At 70.1% G+C, this 22,649-nt stretch carries 24 protein-coding genes and 1 pseudogene; 4 read left to right on the forward strand and 21 right to left on the reverse strand.

The features are described 5' to 3' along the window. Positions 1 to 135: 135 nt before the first annotated feature. The 10 genes from ACIQC9_RS06850 to ACIQC9_RS06895 form a co-directional block, all read right to left on the reverse strand. Positions 136 to 945, reverse strand: a complete 810-nt coding sequence (locus ACIQC9_RS06850; protein ID WP_400613775.1) for a DUF2493 domain-containing protein — start codon at positions 943 to 945, stop codon at positions 136 to 138. Positions 946 to 1,333: 388 nt separating this feature from the next. Continuing rightward, positions 1,334 to 1,810 carry a GcrA family cell cycle regulator gene (locus ACIQC9_RS06855; RefSeq protein WP_400613777.1) on the reverse strand — a complete coding sequence of 159 codons (477 nt, stop codon included), beginning with the start codon at positions 1,808 to 1,810 and terminating at the stop codon, positions 1,334 to 1,336. A 114-nt stretch (positions 1,811 to 1,924) separates the two neighbouring features. After that, the gene (locus ACIQC9_RS06860) at positions 1,925 to 2,344 is read right to left on the reverse strand and encodes a single-stranded DNA-binding protein (RefSeq protein ID WP_400613779.1); all 420 of its coding nucleotides are present in this window, start codon (positions 2,342 to 2,344) and stop codon (positions 1,925 to 1,927) included. Between the two features lie 37 nt (positions 2,345 to 2,381). Continuing rightward, on the reverse strand, positions 2,382 to 2,765 hold the full coding sequence (locus tag ACIQC9_RS06865; protein WP_400613782.1) for a single-stranded DNA-binding protein: 384 nt from the start codon (positions 2,763 to 2,765) through the stop codon (positions 2,382 to 2,384). A 119-nt stretch (positions 2,766 to 2,884) separates the two neighbouring features. Beyond that, positions 2,885 to 4,978 carry a ParB N-terminal domain-containing protein gene (locus tag ACIQC9_RS06870; protein ID WP_400613784.1) on the reverse strand — a complete coding sequence of 698 codons (2,094 nt, stop codon included), beginning with the start codon at positions 4,976 to 4,978 and terminating at the stop codon, positions 2,885 to 2,887. A 51-nt stretch (positions 4,979 to 5,029) separates the two neighbouring features. Then, positions 5,030 to 5,953: a toprim domain-containing protein gene (locus ACIQC9_RS06875; protein WP_400613786.1), complete on the reverse strand. Its 924-nt coding sequence runs from the start codon at positions 5,951 to 5,953 to the stop codon at positions 5,030 to 5,032. Between the two features lies 1 nt (position 5,954). After that, complete coding sequence (gene radC / locus ACIQC9_RS06880) at positions 5,955 to 6,629, reverse strand: DNA repair protein RadC (protein WP_400613788.1); 675 nt, start codon at positions 6,627 to 6,629, stop codon at positions 5,955 to 5,957. Between the two features lie 80 nt (positions 6,630 to 6,709). Continuing rightward, positions 6,710 to 7,075 carry a helix-turn-helix domain-containing protein gene (locus ACIQC9_RS06885; RefSeq protein WP_400613790.1) on the reverse strand — a complete coding sequence of 122 codons (366 nt, stop codon included), beginning with the start codon at positions 7,073 to 7,075 and terminating at the stop codon, positions 6,710 to 6,712. Between the two features lie 353 nt (positions 7,076 to 7,428). Next, positions 7,429 to 8,700 (reverse strand): Y-family DNA polymerase, encoded by a 1,272-nt coding sequence (locus ACIQC9_RS06890; RefSeq protein WP_400613792.1) that lies wholly within the window; start codon positions 8,698 to 8,700, stop codon positions 7,429 to 7,431. Positions 8,701 to 8,702: 2 nt separating this feature from the next. Then, positions 8,703 to 9,152 carry a LexA family protein gene (locus ACIQC9_RS06895; RefSeq protein ID WP_400613794.1) on the reverse strand — a complete coding sequence of 150 codons (450 nt, stop codon included), beginning with the start codon at positions 9,150 to 9,152 and terminating at the stop codon, positions 8,703 to 8,705. 273 nt (positions 9,153 to 9,425) lie between these two features. Here ACIQC9_RS06895 and ACIQC9_RS06900 point away from each other — a divergent pair, with 273 nt between their 5' ends. After that, a complete protein-coding gene (locus ACIQC9_RS06900) occupies positions 9,426 to 10,091 on the forward strand; it encodes a hypothetical protein (RefSeq protein WP_400613795.1) in 666 nt (221 codons plus the stop codon). A gap of 323 nt (positions 10,092 to 10,414) precedes the next feature. On the opposite strand, the gene ACIQC9_RS06905 is transcribed toward ACIQC9_RS06900, so the two are convergent. From ACIQC9_RS06905 to ACIQC9_RS06945, 9 genes and pseudogenes are all read right to left on the reverse strand, one after another. Continuing rightward, a complete protein-coding gene (locus ACIQC9_RS06905) occupies positions 10,415 to 10,918 on the reverse strand; it encodes a DUF1543 domain-containing protein (RefSeq protein ID WP_400613797.1) in 504 nt (167 codons plus the stop codon). Positions 10,919 to 12,093: 1,175 nt separating this feature from the next. Continuing rightward, positions 12,094 to 12,780, reverse strand: a pseudogene (locus ACIQC9_RS06910) (FAD/NAD(P)-binding protein); the annotation flags it as partial. Between the two features lie 147 nt (positions 12,781 to 12,927). Beyond that, positions 12,928 to 13,626 (reverse strand): hypothetical protein, encoded by a 699-nt coding sequence (locus ACIQC9_RS06915; RefSeq protein WP_400613800.1) that lies wholly within the window; start codon positions 13,624 to 13,626, stop codon positions 12,928 to 12,930. Positions 13,627 to 13,743: 117 nt separating this feature from the next. Next, positions 13,744 to 14,586, reverse strand: a complete 843-nt coding sequence (locus tag ACIQC9_RS06920) for a LytR/AlgR family response regulator transcription factor (RefSeq protein WP_400613802.1) — start codon at positions 14,584 to 14,586, stop codon at positions 13,744 to 13,746. Positions 14,587 to 14,643: 57 nt separating this feature from the next. Continuing rightward, positions 14,644 to 15,222, reverse strand: coding sequence for a hypothetical protein (locus tag ACIQC9_RS06925; RefSeq protein WP_400613804.1), 579 nt, complete (start codon positions 15,220 to 15,222; stop codon positions 14,644 to 14,646). Between the two features lie 142 nt (positions 15,223 to 15,364). Further along, a complete protein-coding gene (locus tag ACIQC9_RS06930) occupies positions 15,365 to 15,910 on the reverse strand; it encodes a hypothetical protein (protein ID WP_400613806.1) in 546 nt (181 codons plus the stop codon). Between the two features lie 68 nt (positions 15,911 to 15,978). Further along, complete coding sequence (locus ACIQC9_RS06935; RefSeq protein WP_400613809.1) at positions 15,979 to 16,971, reverse strand: hypothetical protein; 993 nt, start codon at positions 16,969 to 16,971, stop codon at positions 15,979 to 15,981. A 140-nt stretch (positions 16,972 to 17,111) separates the two neighbouring features. After that, the gene (locus tag ACIQC9_RS06940) at positions 17,112 to 17,741 is read right to left on the reverse strand and encodes a hypothetical protein (RefSeq protein WP_400613811.1); all 630 of its coding nucleotides are present in this window, start codon (positions 17,739 to 17,741) and stop codon (positions 17,112 to 17,114) included. After that, complete coding sequence (locus ACIQC9_RS06945; protein WP_400613813.1) at positions 17,738 to 17,938, reverse strand: hypothetical protein; 201 nt, start codon at positions 17,936 to 17,938, stop codon at positions 17,738 to 17,740. The genes ACIQC9_RS06940 and ACIQC9_RS06945 overlap by 4 nt, the downstream gene beginning before the upstream one ends. Positions 17,939 to 18,170: 232 nt before the next feature. Between ACIQC9_RS06945 and ACIQC9_RS06950 the strand changes: the two genes are divergently transcribed. Next, on the forward strand, positions 18,171 to 19,316 hold the full coding sequence (locus tag ACIQC9_RS06950) for a patatin-like phospholipase family protein (RefSeq protein ID WP_400613815.1): 1,146 nt from the start codon (positions 18,171 to 18,173) through the stop codon (positions 19,314 to 19,316). Between the two features lie 20 nt (positions 19,317 to 19,336). Here the strand turns inward: ACIQC9_RS06950 and ACIQC9_RS06955 are convergent, their stop codons facing one another. Further along, on the reverse strand, positions 19,337 to 20,089 hold the full coding sequence (locus tag ACIQC9_RS06955) for a response regulator transcription factor (protein ID WP_400613817.1): 753 nt from the start codon (positions 20,087 to 20,089) through the stop codon (positions 19,337 to 19,339). A gap of 368 nt (positions 20,090 to 20,457) precedes the next feature. Here ACIQC9_RS06955 and ACIQC9_RS06960 point away from each other — a divergent pair, with 368 nt between their 5' ends. Continuing rightward, complete coding sequence (locus tag ACIQC9_RS06960; RefSeq protein WP_400613819.1) at positions 20,458 to 21,291, forward strand: LytR/AlgR family response regulator transcription factor; 834 nt, start codon at positions 20,458 to 20,460, stop codon at positions 21,289 to 21,291. A 143-nt stretch (positions 21,292 to 21,434) separates the two neighbouring features. Continuing rightward, on the forward strand, positions 21,435 to 22,103 hold the full coding sequence (locus tag ACIQC9_RS06965; protein ID WP_400613820.1) for a hypothetical protein: 669 nt from the start codon (positions 21,435 to 21,437) through the stop codon (positions 22,101 to 22,103). Positions 22,104 to 22,223: 120 nt separating this feature from the next. Here the strand turns inward: ACIQC9_RS06965 and ACIQC9_RS06970 are convergent, their stop codons facing one another. Next, positions 22,224 to 22,646 (reverse strand): hypothetical protein, encoded by a 423-nt coding sequence (locus ACIQC9_RS06970; protein ID WP_400613822.1) that lies wholly within the window; start codon positions 22,644 to 22,646, stop codon positions 22,224 to 22,226. Positions 22,647 to 22,649 lie beyond the last annotated feature (3 nt).

Here is a 22,649-nt window from a genome sequence, read left to right on the forward strand (position 1 = left end):
CGCCAGTCCCCGCGCATCTCCGCAAGCGCCCGCCGACCTTGCCGACGCGACCGGTCCCGAACGTCAATTGGCCCTCATCAACATGAGTAAACCCGCCCGACCGAAGCCGAGCGGGTCTTTGCGTTCCGGCGTGTCTCAGGCGGCGCGGACCTTGATGGGCTGATGCCGAAGGCCGGCTTCCATCGCTCTCTGCGCGAAGTTGAGCGCCGGTCCAAATGGTCGGTCCTGACCTGCCCGGCTCTCGTCCAGAGACTTCACCAGGGTGAGGCAACAGGTCGGCTCAAGCGCCAGCAGCTCGTCGTTGGCCCGGAAGGGTGCGGCCTTGCCGTGTGCGTCGAAGTCGGCCCGGGCGAGCACCAGCTTCACCCCTTTCTGCCGGGACCATTTGATGGCGAGCTTCTCCGAGCCCTTGGCTCCGGTCGTCGCCAGAGCCATGTCCGGCCACGCCCTGAGCGCCCAGTTGAGCGCATCGAAAATCCGGCTCGCGTCCTCCGGGCTGTCGGCCGTAGGCGCGCCCCTGAAGGCGACGATCGGACCACCCGGTTGGCTGCTTTCCGAGCGCGCGTCCCGGATCGCCCGAATGGCCAGCTTGGCCTCGATCTGGGCGGCGCTGAGGAAGGTCCCTCGCCGGCTGCCGCGCCATGCCGTCCAGACTTCTCCCGAGGCCACGGTCCAGGTTTCGGACGCCGCATCCCGGATCATTTCCACGGCCTGCTGCGCCGCGTCCCCGGACCTCGCTTTCGCGGTCGCCTCCTGCAGTTCGACATCCGCGGCTTCCGACCCGTCGAAGTCACGGTCGAGGAGCCGCATCCGGTCCCGAGCCTTGTCGGCGTCGCGTTCGATCCGGCCGGCCGCCGAATGGAAGGCGCCGATCAGGGCTTCGGCCAGGATCGTTTGGACGTCCTCCAGCGCGGTGTCCGCGATGGCGTCCAGAAGCTCCGTCATGAGGGCGCGCCCGAGATGAACCAAGGCGTCGTCTGACGGCAATTCCGAGGCGCTGTCGACGTAGGCTGAAAAGCGTTCGGCGAAGGCGTGGGGGTGACGCGAAGCGGAGGAAGTCGAGTGTGGCATTGAACCAAATCCTGATCTGGAATGTCGACTGCGCCCCATGCGCAACGACCCCGGTTCTCGCCACGTCGGGGCCTCGGCAGTCACCGGAGCGGACCGCCTCTCGCGGGCCGTGGAGGGGAACGGCGAAGCCGTTGACTTCCGGGGTGACGTGACGAAATCGGAGGGCGTTGTGTGGGGGATGTGCCCGACCCTCGGTCGGGCACGCCGTTCGGCGCCGCGCGCCGAGTGGCAGGCGGGCGGCCGGCGTGAAGCCCGGACGGGCCTAGGCGTCAGACAAGCCGGCCAGTTCGAGCAGGTTGATGGGCCGTCGCCCGCGATACGACATCGCGGCGTGACAGGCGCAATAGGCGCCCCTGCTCACAATGCGGCCGCAGACCGCCAGATCTCCCTGTCCGGGATCTCCAAGGGGCCATCGACATTCGCCCCGCCGCACGTATAGCAAGGTGGCCAGGGGCGACAGGTTGGAGGGCTCCGGCGCCGGTCGCGCCGTCGGCGCCGGACCCGGCGCCGAAGCCGCGCGGTCGCGCTCCGCGCCCGGCGCCGATCCAGGCGTAGCCGCCAGGCGCTTCGGCCGGGCCGGCTCAAGCCGTTGCACGCCAAGCCGGTGCAGCTTGCCCAGGACCGCGCTGCGGGTCATGCCCGCGCCCAGAGATAGGGCGATCGCCCCGGCGGACAGGCCGTCCAGCCACAGCGCTGTCATGCGGTCGACGACGTCTGTCGTCCAGTCATAGGTGGTCATCGGAGACGCTCCTCCCAAACCCCATCGGTCCACCCGCCTCCGCCCTTCCCCCTCGCTCCATACGAAAGGCCCGACGCCGAGGCGTCGGGCCTTTGAACGCTTGACCGGCGAGGCCTAGAACGGAATGTCGTCCGGAGCCTCGTGACCGCCGGCCGGTTCCTGCACGGACGCGGCGTCGTCGGAGACCGCCGTCTGTTCGGAGTCCTTCCGGTTCTTCAGCCGGACGTCGCCGACGATCAGACGGAGATCGAAGTGCTCCACGCCGTCCTTGCCGGTCCAACTGTCGTTCTCGACGTGGCCCTGGATCACCACCCGCGTGCCCTTCCGCGCGAAGGGCGCGATGTAGTTCTCGGTCGTGGCCTCGTTGAAGCAGATGCAGTTGAAACCGGTGGTGCGTTCGCCCGACGAGCCGTCGGCGCGACGGAAGCGGGTGGTCTCCAGAACGCGGAAGGTCGCGCGTTTGCGGCCGCTCCCCTGCGCCGAGAGGATAGATGGCGCGGCGACCAGAAAGCCGTCGAGGATCAGGGTCTGCATGACAAGTCTCCGTTCAAAGGGAATCAGGATCACTGACTCAGGCGGCCTTGGCCGTGCGGCCGGTCTTCGGCGCGTCGGCGCGATCCCCCTGGGGCCGGACCTCCGGCCGCTCGACCCAGTCGAGCACCGTGAGCCGGTCGACCACCAGCTCCTTGGCCGTGCGTTCCGTGCCGTCGGCGGCGGTGTAGGCGGTGTCGACGAAGGCGCCGATGACGACCACCTCGCCGCCCTGCGCCATGCCCCGGGCGATGACCTTCTCGTTCAGCCCCTTCGCCCAGCTGATGCAGTTGACGCCGACCAGACGGTCCTTGCCGACGGCGTCGGTTCCCCGTTTCTCGATCAGGCGGAACACCGCCTTGCCGAAGTCCGGGCTGATCTGCGGGGCGGCGGCGAGCCGCCCGGTGAACACCATGGTCTGCATTGTCAGTCTCCGTGGTCCTGAGGTCGCCGGAAGTCCCTCTTCCCGTCACGCCTCACCCTCCCCGTCCCTTCCTCCCGGATTCCGGACGCGGCCTTCGCCGCGCCCGGTTTTCATCCGGATCAGGTCGGCGGCCGTTGGAGCTCCGCCACCCCGGACGGCGTCACTTCGAACGCGCCCGTCTCGTCGTCGCCCTCTCCCTCGTCGGAGGGGTCGGCGCAGTCGTCGTCACCGTCCGCGACCTTGTCGGCGTTCGGCGCATCGTCGCCGGCCAGAAGCAGCGCCCAGTCCAGACCGCTCGGCGCCCAGCGCCTGGCGGACGCCGCGGCTTCGACCCGCGCCACGAGCTCAGCCTTCTTCAGCTTGTGCGCACCGGGATCGGGTGCGCCCATGGCCTCGAGCATCTCGACGAGCTCGGTTTTGCCGTGGGCCTGCAGGAAGGCGGCGTCCGGCGTCCAGTGCGCCGTGATGTCCGCCGCGCACAGGGTCGCCAGCTCGGCGGCCGCCGCGCGCGCCGGGGTCCGAAGGCCGGTCGTGCGCGCCTCACGAACGTCCACGGTCACCGCAACGAGCTCGCCGAGCAATCGCATGCGGTCCTCCGCGTCCAGACCCTGCAGCCAAGCGGCGACCGTGAGCCCCGAGGCGTCCCAGGCGAGCCGGCGCTCTTCAAGACGCGCGAGCACATCGCCGTCGAGAGACTCGATCACCCGGGCTCCGCCGGGCTGGAACGGCTTCAGGATCACGCCGAGAACCGCGTCCTCCGGCGAGCGGTGCTGCTCGAGAACGAGGCTTGTGAACATCCGCGCGAGGAGCGCCGTCAGGGCGATGTCGGGACGATCGGCGAGCGCCCGGGCCAGACCGCGCGTCGCCACTTCGGTCCGCAGGGCGTGGAGGGCGTGGCCCGCGCTCCCGACATCCGGGCTCGGCAGCGTGAGCACCGGCGAGCGGGACGTCGGCCGGCTGAACTGCGAGACAAGAGCGGCGGCGGCGTCCCCGTCTTCATCGTCGTCGTCCGGCTCAACCGACGGCTCGACGGGCGTCCAGCATTCGATGTCGAGGCCTGTCCGGGCCGACGGCGTCAGGACAATCGTCGTGACCGCGCGGCCGCCGACGGCGGCCTGATCGCGCGCGATACGCGCCTCGACCAGTTCAGTGAGCCGGACACTCACCTCATCCGCGCTCGAGAGGTCCGCGATTTCCTCCACCGCCATGCTGTGGGCGTCTCGCGCCTCGCGCCAAGCCAAGGCCTCCTCGGCAGTCAGGCCGGCGCCATAGCCCCAGCCGACGGCCTCCAGGTCCACAGGACGCTCGGGTGCGTCGCCCGCCGACACATGAACGGTGAAGCCACGCCCCTCGAAGACCTCGGCCACGGCGCGTACGCGGTCCATCCAGGCCGTGGTCAACACCTCGGGATCGAGCAGGACCGGCGGCCGCTCGCCGAACAGGTCAGCTTCAAGCCGGCCGCCGGCGGCGGCGTAGCGTTCGGGATCGACCAGGCGGCAGCGCGCGTCAGTCGCCGTCACCCGGTCCCGATCAAGCCGTTCGTGCAGGCGCCAGTCCGGGAACCCCTGCCCGTCCAGGGCGGCCAGCGCGAGCTCCGTCTGTTCCCCCCTGTCGCTCAGCCGGGCCAGCAGCCGCGTCTGTTTCAGGGTCAGCCGCCCGATCCTGAGCGCCTCGAGCGCCTCGGGGGGAAGCGCGGACAGGGCCGCGAGCCTGCGGATCTCGACCTCCGCATAGCCGAGCGCGGCGCAAATCTGCGCCACGCCCAGCCGGGCTTTCAGCATGCGGCCGATGGCGGCGATGATGTCGGCCACATGGACTGGCGCGGCCGTGTTGGTCAGCACGGCGGCCGCAGCCTGCCGCGCCCGGTCCGTCTCGACGAAGAGCCCCACCTGATGGTCGTCGGTGATCTCGCCCGCGTCGCGCAGCAGGCGGAGCGCCAGCAGACGGCGCCGCCCATCCAGCAACATCCAGGGCGCCTCGCCCTTCCGCCCGGGCCGGGCGGTCGGCGGCTGCAACAGGCCCGCGGCCCTGATGGTTGCGGCGAGCTGCGGCACCTGATCGTCGGCCGGCTCGCCGGCGCGGAGGTTCTCCGGCGCGATGTCGATATCACCGAGACGGGCGGTCGTCTCCCGTCTGCGGATGGAGACCGGCGGCGCGGGCTTCGGGGCGGAGGCGTGGGCGTTCGGGCGAGAGGCCCTGGCGGTTCTGGTCATGGTGAGGTTCCCGCCGGCCGTGGGGCCTATCCCCGTGCGCGCCGGCGCCCCTCACCGCCCTTCCTCCTCCCTTCGCTGCGCCACGGCCATGTCGTTCCAGTCGCCGGCCCCCGGCGGAGGCAGGACGACGTCGGCCGCGACTCCCCGGGACGATAGCCGGTCCCGCAGCGCGCCCGCCGCGGCTTCCCCCGCGCGACCCCGATCCGCCGCGATCAGAACGCGACGGACTTCGGGCGGTGAAACCCAACGCGCCAGACTGCCGGCCGAGAGAAGCGCCCAGCCCGGCAGGCCGAACCGGCGCGACGCCGAGAGGGTCGTCATCACCCCTTCGCCAACCAGAAGGTCCGGCGCGGCCGGCCAGAGCCGGACGGCGGATCCCGGCGGCACCACCCCCACCGTCTTGCGCGGCAACCGCAGCTCGGTCGCGGCGCGGCCGTCGGGCCGAAGGTAGACGATCTCGACCGCCGTCAGCGCCCCGGCCGCGTCGCAGATGCGGGCGATCAGGGCCTGCAGGCGGCGCGTGCGGACGCCGAAGACCGAGACGGGCGCCCCTGGATGATGACGCAGGTTGTCCGGCGCCGCCGCGTCCATGGCTCCGAGGCGCAGAACCAGATGCGCGAGGGCGGCGCTGCCCGGCCGCAGCGGCCTGGCCTCGTCCCAGAGCATGCGCGCCGCTCGAACGCGGTCCAGCCGATCGGGCCGCGCAGGCGGGGCTGGCGGCGACGGCCAGAACGCCGAAGAGCCAGCGCCCGTGAGCCGGCCGCCGGAGTCAATGAGGCCGAGATCGCGCAAATGGAGGCTGACCTCGCGCCAGTCGGTCCCCCCGAAGGCGTGGATCACCACCCGGTCGCCGGACAGCATAAGGGCGACCGAGCGGTCGCGCGGGCTGTGGCCGGGCGCGCGAACCGCGGCGCGTCGCCCGCCGTCCCAGACCTCTCCGCCGAGGGCGTCGACGATGGCGTGGAGCGAGGCCATGTTAGATCAGTCCCAGGGATTTGAAGCTGGCCGTGCCGTGCCGGCCGACGATCAGATGGTCATGAACCTGGATGTCGAAAACGCGGGCCGCCTCGATGACCTTGCGGGTCATGTCGATATCGGCCGTCGAGGGCGTCGGGTCACCCGAGGGGTGGTTGTGGACCAGGATCATCGCGGAGGCGGAGAGTTCGAGCGCGCGGCGGACCAGCTCCCGCGGATAGACGGGCGCATGATCGATCGTGCCTGACGCCGTCAATTCCTCACGGATCAGCACATTGCGCTTGTCGAGGAAGAGCGCCCGGAATTCCTCCCTGGGCAGGTTCGCGAGCGCGGTTCTCACGTAGGCGAGCAGCTGGCTCCACGAGGAGATCACAGGGCGGTCCCGGAGCGCTTCACGCGCGCAGCGGACAGCCGCTTCCCGCAGACACCCGAGACGGCGAACCTCGGCCGGACCGGCTCCGGCCCGGCCGAGCTCCCCGGCGTCGGCGGCCAGGACCGCCCCGAGGCTGCCGAAGCGCGCCGTAAGGGCGGCGGCAAGCGTGGCCCCCGCAGCGGAGCCGCCGGAGAGGATCACAGCCAGCAGGCGGGTATCGTCGAAGGCGGACGGCTCCGGATCGACGGGATCGAAGGCGGCTTCAGTCGGAGCCGCGGCGGCGCGGTGGAGACGTGGTGACATGGCGGGCGTCCTGGCGCTCCCGATCGGAGCACCCGTCCCCCGCCCTTACCTGCCCTCCGGGAGGCCCCGGGACGCCGGGCTCAGCCCTTCGCGGCCATGGATTCCAGCAGCTGGCGCACCATGCTCTTCTGGGCGTCGCTGCAGCGCCCATAAAGCACCATCACGCGCTGCGCGTCCGCGGGCGCCGCCGCCGCCTCGGAGCCGGCGTCAAGGAAATGCGAGGGTTGGACCCCGAGCGCGGCGCCTATGGACGCCAGCCGGCTCGCGGCGACCCGGTTCACGCCCTTCTCGTATTTCTGCATCTGCTGGAAGGTGACCCCGGCCGCCTTCGCCAGATCGGTCTGGGTCATGCGGCTCGCCAGACGGGCCGCGCGGATACGATGTCCGACCTCCTTGTCGAAGGCGACGTCGGTCTCGGTGCGGGGGGCTTTTGATCCTCTGGTCATGGACCTGCCTATCAGGCCGCCGCCCCCCCGCCAACTCGCGGCAAGTCCTCGTGGATCGCTGATCCGCCCGTCCGGCCGGCGGCGGCGTCAAGCCCGCGAGGGCGGCCGTCCGGCCTGCGGCGTTGCGGATGCCGGGCGTCCCGGGCTCGCCCCCCGCAAGGGCGGCCTGCCGGGTCTTCGACAATCTGTAGCGATCATGCACGGACCGCCGTCCCCAGCAACGAACATGGCCTGGGCGGCGTCTTGGACAGCGGCGCGGGCGGCGGCCCGGTCATCGACATGGGCTGCGTGTCCTGCGGACCGGATCATGGGCGGAGCCTTCATGGCGGTCGTTGAATGCGGAGTCGGCGCGCTCAGCAGCGGAGCACGGGGATGTCCGGAAGCCGGGTCGTGTAGGCCGGGCTCCGCATCTCCGCCTTCAGCGCCCAGGCCCTGCGCAGTCCGGCCCGCGCCGGCGCCAGGGCGCCGCGGCCGAACCGGCCGTTCACATGATCCAGCGCCGCCATCAGCGCCTCCCGCCGGGGATCCGCCGGCTCGATCAGGGCGCGGGGCGCGCCCTCCGGCGGAACCAGTTCGTCGAGGACGATCCCGGCCTTGGCGTAGCGGAACCCCGGGCGCCACAGGCGCCGGACCGCGCCGACGGCGGCCTGCACCAGCTCGAGCGTATCCGAGGTGGGTTCGCGCAGCGTCGCCAGTCCGCTGACCGACCGGGCCGGCCCGTCGGCGAAGGGACTGGTGTGAAAAAAGACGGTGAGGCGTCGGGTGAGCAGGCCGTGGCGACGAAGTTTCTCCCCCACCCGCGTCGCATAGGCGGCGACGGCCTCCTGCATCTCCGCCAGGTCGGTCACCGGACGGCCGAAAGATCGGGTCACCGCCATGCCCTTGCGCCGGGGCGGCGTCGTTTCGAGATCGGCGCACAGGACGCCGTTCAACTCCCGGACCAGCCGCTCCCCGACCACGGTCAGCAGGGGCCGGACCGCCCGCGGATCGAGCGCGGCCAGTTGGTCGGCGGTCTCGATTCCCTGGGCGCGCAGCCGGGTCGTCGAGGCCGGTCCCACCCCCCAGACATCGGCGACCCCGACCCGCGCCAGCCAGCCGCCGCGCGTCGCCGGATCCGTCAGGTCGCAGACGCCGCCGAGGTCCGGGAAGCGTTTGGCGATGTGATTGGCCACCTTGGCCAGGGTGCGGGTGGGGCCGAGCCCCACGCAGGTGGGAATGCCGGTCCAGCGCCGCACCGTCGCCCGCATCTCGCGCGCCAGGGCGGCCGGGCGGGCCGCGTCGCTGAAGTCCAGAAAGCTCTCGTCGATGGAGTAGATCTCGACGTCCGGGGCAAAAGTCCGGTAGACGTCGTTCACCCGTCGGCTCATGTCGCCGTAGAGCGCATAGTTCGAGGACCGCGCCACCACCCCGGCCGCCGTCGCCCGGTCGCGGACCCTGAACCAGGGATCGCCCATCCGGATGCCGAGGGCCTTCGCTTCCGGCGTTCGGGCGATCGCGCAACCGTCGTTGTTGGAGAGAACGATAAGCGCCCGCCCCTCGAGCGCCGGCTCGAAGACCCGTTCGCAGCTGCAGTAGAAGCTGTTGCCGTCCGACAGGGCGAAGACGCGATCGCTGGCCTGTCCCATGCTCAGCGGGCCGGACGATGGGCCGTGAGGGACCAGCAGACGACGCCCCAGACCAGCGCTTCCGAGGCTTCGTCGAGCATCAGGCGCGTGCCGGCCGCGTCGGCGAAGTCCAGGGCGAGGCGCCCGCCCTTGAGACGAACAACCTTCTTGGCGCTGGGCAGGCCGTCGATGATGGCCACCACGACGTCGCCGGCCCTGGCGACGAGACTCCGATCGACCACGACATAGTCGCCGTCGTTGATCCCCTCCCTGATCATGCTGGTCCCGGACACCCGCCACATGAAGGTGGAGGCCGGATTGGTCACGATGAGACGGGCCGGATCGAGCGCCTCTTCCAGATAGTCGTCGGCGGGGGACGGAAAGCCGGCGCACAGGCGTGCGCCGAAGATCGGCACGCTGCGCCCGTCGGAGAGGCGGGCGAGGCCGAGGAAAAACAGGGCGGGATCGGCCATCAGAACCAGAGCCGCAGCGCGTCGGGATGAACGGTCCCCTCGCGGGCGTGGGCGTGACGCGTGTAGTCGACGTGGCTCTCCCGGCCCCCGCAGACACAGCGGAACCGGTTGGAGCGCCCCGTCGGCGGCCAGTCACGCGAAGACCCGAAGACGCGGCGCTGATCGATCAAGGCGGCATGACCGCAGCCCGGCGAAAGACATCGCACGATGAGACGGCGGCCTGTCGGCGGCGGCAGGTCCTCACGCGCGATGCGCGGCTTGCAGAACAGGGACATGGTCAAGCAGGGACCGCGGCGTTTTCCTCCGGCGGACATGCGAGCACGCGAGCTCGCCATCCATCCCAGATCCTCGCAACACCATCCCCCACTGTTCGTCCGATCCCTAAGTTCGACATCTGATCCTCCCGCGCCAGCCGGGCGGGCCGACTCCTATGTCGTCACCCGCTCCGGCGACAAGAACAAAAACGGAACACGAAAGGTTTCATCCACCTCTTTGAGGAATACCTGGGGGAGAGCGGCGTCTCCTGCGAGCGATGGCACGCCGCATGCCTGGCCTCCGGCTTCGCTGTTCTTCCTGCCGATGCGGAACCCGGGAGGCGGCGCGATCAGCCATCCCGGCGCATCCGACGGGTCCGTCGAGTCGAATGGCGACGAGCGGCCGTTCGGCGCGCAGCGCTGCATGCCGGCGCACCCGCAACGGGACGGCGCCGCGACGCTTTCTCTGGCTGGCGGAACCTGTACTTTCGCCGCCATGACAGACGCAGAGCGAATCGAGGCCCTCCTCGACATCGTGGACGACACCCGGACCGAGGTCCGCGGCGCCAGCGAGAAGCTGGTCGTGACCGGGCATGCGGAGCGGCGCGGCCGCGCGGGCTATTGGCCCACCCGGGCGGGCTGGGTCCTGCTCGGGGACCGCGGACGTCCGTTCGACGTCGACTGATGCGCCGCGCGGCCTCGCGTGGGTCCGCTCTCTCACGGGAGTGATGCGTGCGCTCGGCCTTGCGGGCGACGACGGGCCCGGTCGCCGGGAGAGGTCGCGGCGACCGTTCGGCGGCCACGCAGGACCGGAGCGTCTGGTCCGATCGCCTGGCGCCCCTGTGCTGACCAGTCCGTCTCGAAGACAGGCCCGTCACACCCCCGCGGCGGCGCGACCCCGTTCGCGGCGCTCGCGACGTGTACGCCAATCGCCTCGCCGCCCTGTCATCAGGAGGGCAGCCCCTTCGCCGCGCCTGCCGGACGTTCGCCCCGCGCCGTGAACCCGCGTCAGCGGATCGGCGTGTATCGACAGGTGAAGGCCGGATCGCCCGCCAGCGCGCTCGGCGTCAGATGGACGTACAGCCGCTCGCCCTCTGTCACTGAATCCAGGGCGAAGGCCTGCTCGGCCTCGTACATGTCGTCGCGGTGGGCGTCCTTCCAACCGGCCGCCAGCCTGATCGCCCGCGACTTGGCCGCCGAGAGATCATCGGCGACGACGAAGACGTTGCGGTGCTGTTCGGCGAAGGCCACGCCGTCATAGCCGCCGAGATTGACGTAGTAGAGCCTCTCCGGTCCCTCGAAGGGCTCCGGCCGCAGCGACACCTCATAGCCGTCCGCCCGGACGATCTCCGACCAGCAGTCGATGTGCAGCGTCCCCGGCTTGCCCCACCACTGCGCCTGGAGCGCAGCGTGGGTCCCCTCGACGGTTTCGGCGACCACAAACCGGATGTCGTGAACCTCGATATTGGCGGCGGGATGCTCGCCGCCGATGTAGATCGCGAACAGTTTCATCGTCCGGCGGTCTAGGCCACGTCCTGGAGTCTGTCGACCGCGGACGCGCGCGCCTCAACGACCCGCGCCAGTTCCTTGCCGACGATCTCGCCCATTTCATGCGAACTGGTAATGCCCTGGACGAAGGGGTGTCGGCCCATGATGAACGGCAGGCTCAGGCAGAACAGCCGGTCGGCGGCCAGCCCTTCGCTCACCGGATGGAAGACGTCGTCGATGACGATGCCCCGCGAGCTTCCGTCCGCGTTTTGCGACCACGCGTCGCGGACGATCCCCTGTTCGATCAGCGACAGGAAAGGGAACTGGATCGCCCCCAGCGGCCTCTGGCCGGTCGCCTCGATGAAGACAGGGAAATGTCGGCTCGCCCCGCCCTGGATCAGCCGCGCGCCCCCCTCCGGACAGTGGGTGTCGATCCGGTAGTCGTCGCCGACCGCCAGCAGACTGAGTTTGCCCGCGTCATGAAGCGCCAGCATCCGCTCGACCGATTCATGCGGCACCGCGCCGTAGGCGTCGACGAACACCGGCTTGAAGTGGCGGCTGAATCTCTGGAAGGCCGCGCCGTCGAGATGGGGCACGATCGCGGCCACCACCTCGTGCATGCGCAGGATCGCGTCCCGCCAGGCCACCGTCGTCCGGGTCGCATGGTTCGCCCGGGCCTCGGCCAGGTTGGCGCGCGCCCAGTCGAACGGGTCCGTGCCGGCGCGTGCTGCGAAATAGGCCTCCCCGAACTGTTCCAGCGTGGCCTCGGCCAGACCGGTCCCCAGTACATAGTCGGGATCGACCGCCTGCAGTTCGCGCCGGAACAGGTCGAACGCCGCGTCCAGCAGATCCGGCGCGCCCTTCGCAACCAGGTCCGCGATGGCCGCCTCGGTGCAGACCTCCAGCGGCCCGTGCGGCAGCGGGAAATAGAAGTCCGCCTCCGGCAGCAGGCCCTTGCGCGACATCATCGTCAGATGAAACCCCTCCGTGCCCGGATCGGGCGCGTAGGACAGCTCACCATTCCGGCGTACGAAGGCGCCGTGCGACCCGGCCAGGGCGACCGCGGCGTCGATAGCGGTCAGCGAGGAGCCGCGGATCCCGATCTCGGTGGGCCCGATCCCCGCCAGAGCCGTCGCCGGCCAGGGGCTGGCGAAATAGCCCGGCCGCACCTCCTGCCGGGACGGCCACTGGTGCCCGGTGGCGAGAACGACATGGTCGAACAGCGCCTGGCTCGTCGCCCCATGCGGCGACGACGACAGCGTCAACTCCATCCCGTCCGTGCGGTTGACGACGTCGACGACGCGGCATCCCGTCCGCACCTCGATCCGCACGCCGTGCACCGCAGCGCGGTCCACCATCCTGGCGAACTGACGCTCGAAATAGCGGCCCAGGACGATCCGAGGCACGAAGGCGCGGTCGTCGATCCCGGCGATGTCCACCCCCATCGCCGCCAGACCCTCGGGCGGCTGGGACTGCAGCCATCCGAGCAGGGTTTCGGTCAGCGGCGGGATTTCCGCGCTGGCGATGTTCGACAGCATGGCCGGGTCGTTCCAGCCGGGGCGATAGGGCGTGCCCAGCCCTGCGGTCGCCTGGGCCTCGAACACGGTGATGCGCGCGTCCCGGACGCCGTGGGCGAGAAGGGCGTTCAGGGCATAGAGGGTCGTCGGACCCGCGCCGACAAAAGCGATCGATGACATTGCGGGTCTGCAACCCGCGGACCGGCTTTCCGATCCAAAGTCGGGTGAGTGACACACCCTCCTGATATCTCTGTTGAAGATCACCTGCGCCGCTCGGAAACCCGCATGACGGCGCGCCGCGTAGGCCGCCCGTCCGCGTTCACGAAGATCGTCCTGATACGCATCATCCGCCCGACCGATCTGACACATCAGCCCTCAGCCCTCGCCGCGTCGGACTCACCCGATCCGGACAAGCGCGCATGACGGCGCCCGGATCAGGCGTCGCACGATCGCGGCCTTGCATGCAGTCAGATGTGGAGAGAACCGGCCTGGCCTTCGCGCGAACCGGCATGCGGCCTAACGCCACGGCGCCGCGCGCGACCCGTCGCCCCTGCCGTTCTGCATGTTGTACCTGAGACCGCTGAGCGAGTTGTAATAGCCGTCGCAGCGGTTGGCCCGGGTCTGGAAAGGCCGGTCCCCGACGCTCCAGTCCATCGCACGGAACACGGCGACCTGACGGCGCATCTCCTCGTCGAACCGGCTCTCCACATCGGAACCGGCCTGGTCGATCCGCAGACGCATCAGACCGAGGTCCCGAAACTTGCTGATTATCCGCTGAGCCGCCTCTGCCTGGCGAGCGCCGTCCACTTCGGAGTCTGAAACAGGGTAGCCGACCGAGATCAGCCAGGCCTGGAGCTCGGCGGACTTTACATCATACAGGTGATTCAGGGCCGCGCATTCAGCGGCGCTCCGCCAGACCGGCTCGCCATCGTAGCCCTGCTGACCTCCGGGCCGGGCACGATAGATCCAGTTGCCGTCGGCGTCATACATGTCCGCCAGGGCGTTGTGCGCGGCCGTCGTCGGTCCTGCAGATCCCCGGGACGGCGTTGCGGGACCCGCGGTCGCGCCGGCGACCGCCCCCACCGCGCGGTTCGTCAGGGATTGGGCGGCCGACTGGGCCGCGCTGCGCGCGATCCCGGTCAGCCAGTCCTGCGCCGAAGCCGGACCCACGATCAGTGCGCCCGTCAGCACCAATACCGCTATATTGCCACGCATGTCGTCGTTCCTCAGGAGTTCGCTCGCACACCCTGGTCCTCTTCGGACATGGGCGGGCGGCTTCATCGACGAACATTCTGCCGACCGTCCTGGCGCCCGCCTCGCCGCACCCGCCGATCACGCCTTGACCACCCTGCGGGGCAGACCGAGCGTCTCGCGGAAATCCTGCCGGTATTTTTCCCCGACGCGATGGGGCGAACCGTCGGTCAGAATCGCGATCAGAACCCGCCCGGACCGGACAACCCGCGCAATCCGTTCAGGCCGGACCATGGTCGAGCGATGGATGCGGATCAGACCCGCGGCCTCCAGCGGCGCCGCCATCTCCGCCACCGTCGCCCGGTGCGTGAGGGGTTCCCCGCCCGTATGGAGCACTACGTAATCTCCCGCCGCCTCCAGCCGTTCGACCCGGCGCCAGGCCAGCCAGATGCGGCCGCCCCGACTGATCACCCAGGCCCCCTCCTCCGCAAGCGTCGATGCGTCACGCTCCGCCTCCAGCATCCCGGCCGCGCGTCGGCGCAAGTCAAGTCGGTCACGGGCACGGTCGACAGCCGCCCGCAGCCTGTCCATGCGAACGGGCTGCTGGACATACCCTGCGGCGTCGCACTCGAACGCGTCCTCCAGCAGCGCCTTGTCCGGGCTCACGACGATCAACTCGGGGCGCAGCAGGATCGCGGACCGTCGGTCACGCACCCGCGCCAGGTCGACGGGTTCCAACGCGTCGAGCAGGACGATGTCCGGGTTATGACTGCGGATCGCCTCCAGCCCATGTCGGCGATCCGATAGGACGACGTGGACGGCCGGATAGACATCCAGAACGGTCCGGCGAAGTTGCTCTCGCGCTTCGGGATCAGCGGCCACGACGAGGAACTTCAGGGTCTCGCTCGCGCAGGGACGGAACACCCCTGCGGGCGTGCCGCCCTGTCCGTTCCGGATCTCCGCCCGGGGCGGCGCCCGGCTCACGTCACCACCGGATGTCGCCCCTTGGCGCAGATGGCGTGCTGCTCCCGCCGGTCCCAATCAGAGCGCCTCGAGCTGGGCCCAGGTTTCGGCCGGCACCGTTTCGCCATTCGACAGCCTCGTGACCGCGAACTGCACGGTGGCCACATGTCGCCGCGGCACGACCTTATCCCCCAGCGCCTCAATCAGGCGGTCAAACCCGGGAAGGTCGAGCACGGGCCCAAGTTCAAATTCGTCGTTGCGGCGCGAGGTGTTGCGGTTCTGGTTCAGACAGTGCGTGTGCACGGGAGACACGAACCGCTCGCCGGGAGGAATGCGGATCGTGACCCACTGGACCACGAACCCGCTTTGCACCTTGTCGCTCAGGGCCCTGAAGGTCAGGCCCGGCGGAAGCCTCACTTCCACGGTTCGCCCGGTGGTGTTCCGGAACGCGAGGCACAGTGTGACCGCGCTGCCGTTGGCGGCCGGTGTGCCGTCCTCCGGATACTTCTCGTCGCAGTCGATGGGATCTTCCGGCGAATAGGCGAGGATCGGTGTCTCCAGCTCAATGCCGTCCGGCAACTCGAAGGGATCGCCCACCAGAGGCGCCGTGGAGTTGCCGAGGCCGGGACCGGCCGATTTCCGGCTCGCCTGGGTCACGGGAGGCTCTTTCCCCACGGCGGGCTGACCGGGAAGCGCGGTCAGGGCGAGGATGGCCGCGAAGGCGAGGGGGATCAGACGCATTGGTATACCTTTTAAATCGAGATTGCGGACACGCCGGATCCGGTCCGGATGAAGCTCATCATTGCCGGTTGAAGGTCCAGGTGACGGTCCCGTCGCTCACCCGCAGCTGGTTCCCGGAGCGGGTCAGACGGTAGGTCTCCGACCGGCCGGAGCGGTCGCTGCGGCTGGTCTGACCGTTGCAGCGGGTCGCGCTCTCCGAACCCCGATCGATGGCGAAGGTGACCTGGCTCCCGGCCGCGCTGACCCGACCCAGTTTGTCCTGTCGGACCTGGATCCTGCATGAGGATCCTTCGGCGTAACTTTTTTCGCTGATCCAGCTGAACCGGCCGTCGGCCTGGATGATGAGGGCCATCTCCCGGCGCACCATGGTCGGGGTCGGGGTGGTCGAGATGACCATATTGGTCGCCGATCCCGGCCCCATGGAGCCGCCCACGCTGAAATCGCCCGGCATGCTGTAGCCGCGTTGCTGAATGCTGGAGCGGATCACGAGCTCGGACTGGGTTCCGGCGTGGGCCCAGGTCCCGGTCAGATCACCGGACTGCGCCGCGCAGGGCGAGGCGGCAAGAATCGCGAGGGCCGCGAGGGCGGACGGGAGACGTGTCATGGCGTGTCCGTGGCTTAGAGGATTAAATGTCGGGGCGAGCAGCTCAGCCGAACCCGGCAGGCTCGGGCTCAGGCGGCAGGCCGGAATGTCCAGTCGACGCCCTTGTCGCCGCTCAGTCGCAAGGCGCCGCCGCTGCGGGACAGGCTGAAGGTCTCGGGCTTGGCGTCCATTGCCTCCGCGCGGCCGCCGCCGCAGCTCTGACGGGCGTCGGCGACGACGAACGTCACCCGATCCCCGTCCTCGGCGATGCGTCCGAACTTTTCCTGACGGACGGAGCGGCAGTTCCCCTGCCGACGCTCCTGTTCGGCGACCCAGTGGAAGCGTCCGTCCGACTGAACGGTCAGCGTCATCCGGCGGCTCACCTGCATCGGTTTGTAGGAATAGACGATGGTGGTGTTGGTCTGGGACCCCGGCCCGAATGTCCCGCCAAGATCGGTCCCGAAGCCGGAGGTCGAGATGGCTGGCTGGATCTTGATCTCCGGACCCCAGACGAGCTCGCTGCCCGAGGACGACTGGCTCCACCGGCCCGCCAGATTCAGGGTCCGCACCGTCCGGGCTGACTCGGCCAGCTCGGCCGCCGCGCCCATCGGCGCGCCGCCGAGATTGGTGGTCATCTCGCCGTCCTGGCGCAGGAAGGCCGTCATCGGCGACAGCATCTGGCCCGACGCCACGGGCTCCATGTTGTTGGCGAAGGCCTGGACGTCGCCCGGTTCCGCCGCCTCGTCCCCGTCGGCGTCCTTCCAGATCATCACATGATAGTCGCCGGCGACCGGCACGATGATCCTGTAGCGGCCCACGCCGTCTTTCACGGTCACATCGGCCTGGGCGTCCTGCAGGCAGGTTTCCTGCGGCGTCAGGCAGGCGAAGGCGCGGGCGCCCGCCAGATCGACGCCGTCCGGCGCATGGACGACGCCCTCGATCACCCGCGCGGGGTCGACGCTCGGACGCGCCTCGATGACGGCGTTGTCCGCCTGTTCGTCAACGGCGTCCCCGTCGCCGCAGGCGGTCAGGCCGGCGCCGAGGATCATGAAGGCGGCGAGAGGAAGGGCGCGTGTGGCCATGGTCAGGTGACTTTCGTTTCGACCCGACGTACCCGGCGCGGCGCCACGGGCGAGCCTGGATCGTCGAAGACCCATGCGAAGCGACGAGTTTTCGACGAACGAGCCTGAAACCGCCGAAAAAAGGGCGGTCTGCTCCCCGGTCAGGGTTCGACAGCGATCTGAAGGGTGAAGCCCATGGGCGCGTCACCGGATGCGTCGCGCCTGTAAACATCCAGCGCATATGGCCCCGTCAGCGGCGCCACGGTCCGGAGGCCGCCGGCCGGCGCAGGTCCCCGGTGCATCACGTCGCTTGAATCCGGCGCCGACAGTTCGAAGCCGCACGCCGCGTCACAGGACAGGTCAATCGTGATGGTCTGACCCCGGCGCACGGCGATCCGGTATCGCGCCCGATCCGATGGACCCAGCACGCCCGTCTCGCGACCGGACGCGGCGCCCGGCGCGAACCGGATCGTGCGGACGTCAGGCGCCCCCTCATGGCGACCGACCTCCTTCCTGCGTTCGATACACGCTTGAACCGGGGCGGCGGACACGGCCGCGTACCGGCCATCCCTTGTGTCGACCACCAGGCAGGCGGCGGGCTCGTCCCGGCTCCACCAGGTTCGCACGGCCGCCTCCGCCGTTTCGCCATCGACGTTGATGAAGCCACGCCGGATCAGGTCGGCTTCGCCGTGGGCGGCGCGACGACCGATCAGATCCTCCCCCATGGGAGACGGGCCGGCCGCCTGGAAAACGGCGATCACCAGGGCGAGCGCGGCCGGAACAGGCGTCATTCGGACAATCCCCGATCCTCGTAGCTCTCGCGTTGGTCACGCGTACGCCAGGCGCGGACCGCGGCGCCCAGAAAGACGCCTGTCACGCCCCCCACAAGCGCGCCGCCGGCCGGGTCTCCGAGGCAGAGCCCCCCCAAGGCGCCGAGGCCAGTCCCGACGGCGACGCCGCCGAGGTAGTCGATGAGCCTCTGATGCATTGGTTGGTCCGCCTCCTCCGGGTCATGAGGCGCGTCACCGCCTTGGGGGTCCGCCTCAGGACGCGGTCTCCAGCATTCTGTCGGACGAGGCGCGCTTCCCGCGACGAACCGACCGGTTTGCGACGGGCGAGCCCTCCCCGTCGCATGTCTCTTCGCAGAAATTCCGTCGCAACCACGATCGACAGCCTCGGAGTCGCGGGTAGTTGGCCCGCGACAGGACGACGGAGGACCCATGACCCGGCTGCTGCCGGCGGCGCTCGCCGCCGCCCTTTTGGTCGCCGGCTGTCAATCGGTCGGACGCGCCGCCTACAGCCGGGACGCCCTTCACGACGCCAGCCCGGTGTTCAGGTTGGAAAGCGGCGCGGCGCGAGACCGTGCGCGCTTCGTCGCGGAGGTGACGGCGGCCGCCGCCGCGCCGACTGACGGCGCCTTCGACCTGCTCGCCCTGTCTTCCGGCGGCGCCAACGGCGCCTACGGGGCTGGCGTGCTGGTCGGCTGGAGCGAGCGGGGCGACCGGCCGGTGTTCGAGGTCGTCACCGGCGTCAGCATCGGCGCCCTGATGGCGCCCTGGGCTTTTATCGGCGCCTCCCGAGATGCGGATCTGGAGGCCGCCTTCACCGACGGGAGAACCGAACATCTGCTCAAGCCCCGCTGGGCGGGCGCGGTGATCCAGCCGGGACTCTACCAGACCGGGCCGCTCCGCGCGCTGGTGTCGCGGGCGGTCGACGACCGCCTGCTCGATGAGGTGGCCCGCGGCCACCGGGAGGGCCGGCGTCTCTATGTGGCCACCACGAGTATGGATACGCGCGAGCAGGTGATCTGGGATCTGGGCGCGCTGGCCGCGTCCGGCCGGCCCGACGCCCGTGACCTGTTCATCGACATCCTGACCGCCGCCTCCAGCGTCCCCGGCGCCTTCGCTCCCGTGCCGATTACGCTCGAGACGAAGACCGGCCTGATCCGGGAAGTTCACGCCGACGGCCGCCTGACCGCCAACTTCTTCGTGGCGCCCGAAACCGTTCTTGACGGAGGGCAAGCCCTGTTCAGGCCGGACGATCTCGCAGCCCCCGGACGCATCTGGGTGATCGTCAATGGCTCGCCGGAGGAGGCTTTCCGGATCGAGCCCTACAGCAATGTGTCCCTGATCGGCCGCGCTCTTGAGGCCATGCTGAACGCGGCGACCCGGCTGAGCCTCATCGCGACCCGCCAGTTCGCCCAGCTCAACGGTCTGGAGCTTTCGGTCACTACGTCCGGTCCGTACGGGGCGGACCGACCTTTCGATTTCGATCGGGACCGGATGGTGGCCCTGTTCCGGCACGGCCGGGCCTCTGTTCGCGACCACGGGGGCTGGAAAGCGGCCGCGAAGTCTGAACCCGTATGACCGGGACCAGTCGCCTGTCCTCAGAGCCGGACGACGGCGGCGTCCATGACGTAGCCCACCGAGCGGATCGTGCGGATGATCTCATCGCCCCGTTCAAGCTTGCGCCTCAGCCGGAACACGCTGACCGTCATGCCACGCTCGTCCGCCGCGTACTCGTCGCCGAAGGCGGCCCGAAGATCCGCGCGGGTCAGCACCCGACCGGCGTTGCGAACGAAGAGATTAAGCAGCAGCAGCTCGGCGCGCGACAGGATGGTCCGGGCGCCGTCTTCATGGCGGCCCTCCCCCGTCGCGCGGTTGAGGCGCCAGCCGCAGACGCCGACCTCCTCGACGCCCATGGCCGGCGGTTGGTGTTCGCCCCGGCGCAACACCGCCTTGAGGCGGGCGGCCATCTCGCGATCACAGCAGTCCGCCGGGGCCCAGTCGTCGGCCCCGAGTTCGAGCGCCAGGATTCGATCGGTCGGATTGTCGCGGTCCGCGAGCACCATGACCGGGGCGGCGCGCAGGCGCGACAGCTCGTGACAGGCCGAGAAATCAACCTGTCCCCCGGCGAGCCCTCCGAGCAGAACGACGGCGACCCGCCCGCCCCTGAGATGTCTGATCGCCTCCGGGAGGGTTTCGGCATGAGCGATGGCGAGATTGGCGTCCTCGCAGGCCCGCTCCATCCGGGCCTGGCTCGCGGCTTCGCCGAGGAAGAGCGCCACGGGGGCTTCGGGAGAGAGCGTGGGCGGGGCCGGCCGGGCGGCTGCGCTTCGCGATGGCAGGGTGTCGAACATGGCGATCTCCGTTTGGGGACCGGTGTAACGGGGATTACAGTTTGGCCGCGCGGGCGTTTCGGTCGCGCGTCCGCAGGGCGACCAAAATGCGACGAAACCGGTAATCCGGCCCCGGCGCCGGCGCCCAACCTCCCCCCAGCGACCAGGGCGAAGACCGGCGGCCGCCCCTCGGGGTGTGAGGCCCGGCCGCCGGAAGCCGCCGCGACCAGGGCCGGATCGCGGACGACGACCGTCCTATCCCTTGAATGGTGTCCGACCGCTCCCGGTCTGCGATGACATCGCCGCCGATCGACAGAATTACGACAGACTGGGCGGTCGCGCTTCCCAGCCCCCACCCCGATGCTGCATTGCCTGCGGATTACATCGCCATGACCGGATTTTCACAGGACAGGAGCCGCGGGATCGGCTTTCATCATTCGATGACCCTGTCGCACCGAACCGATCCGACGTCCGGGCCGATGCTGCGCGTCCTGCTCGTGGACGACGAGCCGCTGGCCCTCGACCTGCTCGAGGCCATCCTCGCCCCCATGACCGACGTAACGGTGGTGGGACGCGCCGGTGACGGCGACGAGGCGAGCGCCATGGTCGACGCGCTCAAGCCCGATGTGGTCCTCTCCGACATCCGCATGCCGCGACAGGGCGGCCTGCGCCTCGCCCATACGCTGCGCGCCCAGGCCGCCGTCGATCTGGTCTTCATCACCGCCTTCGACCAGTTCGCCCTCAATGCCTACGATCTCGACGTGATCGACTATCTGCTCAAACCCGTCGAGGAAGAGCGACTCCGCATGGCGCTGGACAAGGCGCGGGTGCGCAAGGCCGGCCGCCCCGCGCCGGAGCCGGTCCCCGCGCCGCCGACGCGAGGCCTTCAGGGGTTCTGGATCCAGCAGGCCCGCGGAACGGTCTGGGTCGCCGCAGAGACGATCGACTGGATCGAAGCCGCCCGGGACTACGTCCTGCTCCAGACCCCGACCGCCGCGCATATCCTGCGCTCCACCATGGACGCGCTGGAGCAGCAGCTCGACCCGGACATGTTTCTTCGGGTCAGCCGGTCCGCCTTCGTGCGCACCGGCGCCGTCCGTCGTCTGCAGCGGCAGGGTTCGTCCGGCTCCGTGGCCGTGCTCTCGAATGGCGCTGCCGTGAAGGTCGGCGGCAAGTTCGTTCGCCAGGCGGAGGCCCGGCTGAGCGGCGTGGCGACCTCCTGAGCCCTGCCGGACGGCGTTCAGTCCGCCCGCGGTCCCGGACCCGCTTTTCGTCGCACATTGGTCGTCTCGCCCGGCATTGATCGAGCGTTCCGGGCCGCTGCCGCGGCATTCGCCTAGGACGAACCTCTCATCAAGGAGGTCCCATGAACCGGTCAACCCCGGGCGTCATCGCCCTGCTACTCATTGCGTCCCCGCAGCCCGTCGCCGCCCAAGATTTCCTTGGCGGCCTTGCCCGGAGGGCCGCTGAACAGGCGGCCCAGGCCGTGGTCGGGCGCGCCGTGACCGCGGCCACCGCACCCCGGCCGCCCGCGTCGGCGCGCCCCGCCGCCGCTGCGTCAGCGGCTCCGTCCGCGTCCGCCCCCCAGGCGCCCGCAGCCGCCGGCGGCCTTCCGGCGGACTTCCCCGCGCCCCGCCCCCTGAACTATTCCGCCGACATCCGTCGGCCCGGCCAGCTTCGCTTCTCCGACGCAGAGAAAAACGCCAAGGGTTCCTTCGATCAGATCGGTCGCTACGCCTGCGCCAGTTGCGAGGGCGGCTTCAACTTCGACTCCTGGCCGCGCCACGAGGTCCGGGGCATCGGGGTGGGCAACTACCAACTCGAGAACCGGCTCGGCGCGCTCGGGGTCGGCGAGGCCCTGACCTGGACGGGGTCGCACACCGGCACGCGCTACGCCATCACTGTGACCAGCGACCGGGCCATCGGGCCTTGGCCCTGCAAGCAGCTCCGCTGGACCGGCGATCGCGGCGACGAGCACGTCGAGCGGGTCGGCCTGATCTGCAAGCCCGGCGATAACTGGCACGAACTGGTCTGACGGCGTCGACGGCAGCGCTGACGCCCGCCCGTTTTGGCGCCCCGGGCGTACGCACCGATCCAAAAAAGAGGCGCCCGGACCGATCCGGGCGCCTTTCAGCGTCTGGGCGACGGCTCTGGATCAGCCCCCTTCGCCCCAGCCCGGTCCCATGCAGGCATAGAACTGCGCCGCGCGGTTTTCGCGCTCCGGGTGGACGAGACCGTCGAGAGGATAGCGCGCCGTGCACGCCCGCAACCGCGCGTCTTCGGACAGCCCCTCCATCCCTTCCGCCTCGGGCGCTGTGTCCCGGGTCGCGCGGTTCGATCGCGGGCCGGACGATCGGCTATCGGGCCGGCGCTCGGGAGGGATGGCGGTGGAACCAGCCGACGCATCGGCGACGGGAGCCGACGATCTGCGCACACCCTGAGCCGCTGCCGAGACGGCGTCGCTCGTCGCCGCGGCGGCGCGCCGGGCGAGCGTATCGAGAAAGCTTTGGGCCTGGGTCGGCGATGCGGCCGCGGCCACGGACAGTGCGGCGCAGACCGCGGTACAGGTCAGTCTCATGAG

Origin of the sequence: Brevundimonas sp. NPDC092305 (assembly GCF_044755415.1) — a bacterium.
In the GTDB taxonomy this organism is placed as follows: domain Bacteria; phylum Pseudomonadota; class Alphaproteobacteria; order Caulobacterales; family Caulobacteraceae; genus Brevundimonas.

Coding starts and splice junctions, on each gene's coding strand:
- ACIQC9_RS06850 (WP_400613775.1), bottom strand. CDS start 945: ATGACGGAGCTTCTGGACGCCATCGCGGACACCGCGCTGGAGGACGTC.
- ACIQC9_RS06855 (WP_400613777.1), bottom strand. CDS start 1,810: ATGACCACCTATGACTGGACGACAGACGTCGTCGACCGCATGACAGCG.
- ACIQC9_RS06860 (WP_400613779.1), bottom strand. CDS start 2,344: ATGCAGACCCTGATCCTCGACGGCTTTCTGGTCGCCGCGCCATCTATC.
- ACIQC9_RS06865 (WP_400613782.1), bottom strand. CDS start 2,765: ATGCAGACCATGGTGTTCACCGGGCGGCTCGCCGCCGCCCCGCAGATC.
- ACIQC9_RS06870 (WP_400613784.1), bottom strand. CDS start 4,978: ATGACCAGAACCGCCAGGGCCTCTCGCCCGAACGCCCACGCCTCCGCC.
- ACIQC9_RS06875 (WP_400613786.1), bottom strand. CDS start 5,953: ATGGCCTCGCTCCACGCCATCGTCGACGCCCTCGGCGGAGAGGTCTGG.
- radC (WP_400613788.1), bottom strand. CDS start 6,629: ATGTCACCACGTCTCCACCGCGCCGCCGCGGCTCCGACTGAAGCCGCC.
- ACIQC9_RS06885 (WP_400613790.1), bottom strand. CDS start 7,075: ATGACCAGAGGATCAAAAGCCCCCCGCACCGAGACCGACGTCGCCTTC.
- ACIQC9_RS06890 (WP_400613792.1), bottom strand. CDS start 8,700: ATGGGACAGGCCAGCGATCGCGTCTTCGCCCTGTCGGACGGCAACAGC.
- ACIQC9_RS06895 (WP_400613794.1), bottom strand. CDS start 9,152: ATGGCCGATCCCGCCCTGTTTTTCCTCGGCCTCGCCCGCCTCTCCGAC.
- ACIQC9_RS06900 (WP_400613795.1), top strand. CDS start 9,426: ATGGTCAAGCAGGGACCGCGGCGTTTTCCTCCGGCGGACATGCGAGCA.
- ACIQC9_RS06905 (WP_400613797.1), bottom strand. CDS start 10,918: ATGAAACTGTTCGCGATCTACATCGGCGGCGAGCATCCCGCCGCCAAT.
- ACIQC9_RS06915 (WP_400613800.1), bottom strand. CDS start 13,626: ATGCGTGGCAATATAGCGGTATTGGTGCTGACGGGCGCACTGATCGTG.
- ACIQC9_RS06930 (WP_400613806.1), bottom strand. CDS start 15,910: ATGACACGTCTCCCGTCCGCCCTCGCGGCCCTCGCGATTCTTGCCGCC.
- ACIQC9_RS06935 (WP_400613809.1), bottom strand. CDS start 16,971: ATGGCCACACGCGCCCTTCCTCTCGCCGCCTTCATGATCCTCGGCGCC.
- ACIQC9_RS06940 (WP_400613811.1), bottom strand. CDS start 17,741: ATGACGCCTGTTCCGGCCGCGCTCGCCCTGGTGATCGCCGTTTTCCAG.
- ACIQC9_RS06945 (WP_400613813.1), bottom strand. CDS start 17,938: ATGCATCAGAGGCTCATCGACTACCTCGGCGGCGTCGCCGTCGGGACT.
- ACIQC9_RS06950 (WP_400613815.1), top strand. CDS start 18,171: ATGACCCGGCTGCTGCCGGCGGCGCTCGCCGCCGCCCTTTTGGTCGCC.
- ACIQC9_RS06955 (WP_400613817.1), bottom strand. CDS start 20,089: ATGTTCGACACCCTGCCATCGCGAAGCGCAGCCGCCCGGCCGGCCCCG.
- ACIQC9_RS06960 (WP_400613819.1), top strand. CDS start 20,458: ATGACCGGATTTTCACAGGACAGGAGCCGCGGGATCGGCTTTCATCAT.
- ACIQC9_RS06965 (WP_400613820.1), top strand. CDS start 21,435: ATGAACCGGTCAACCCCGGGCGTCATCGCCCTGCTACTCATTGCGTCC.
- ACIQC9_RS06970 (WP_400613822.1), bottom strand. CDS start 22,646: ATGAGACTGACCTGTACCGCGGTCTGCGCCGCACTGTCCGTGGCCGCG.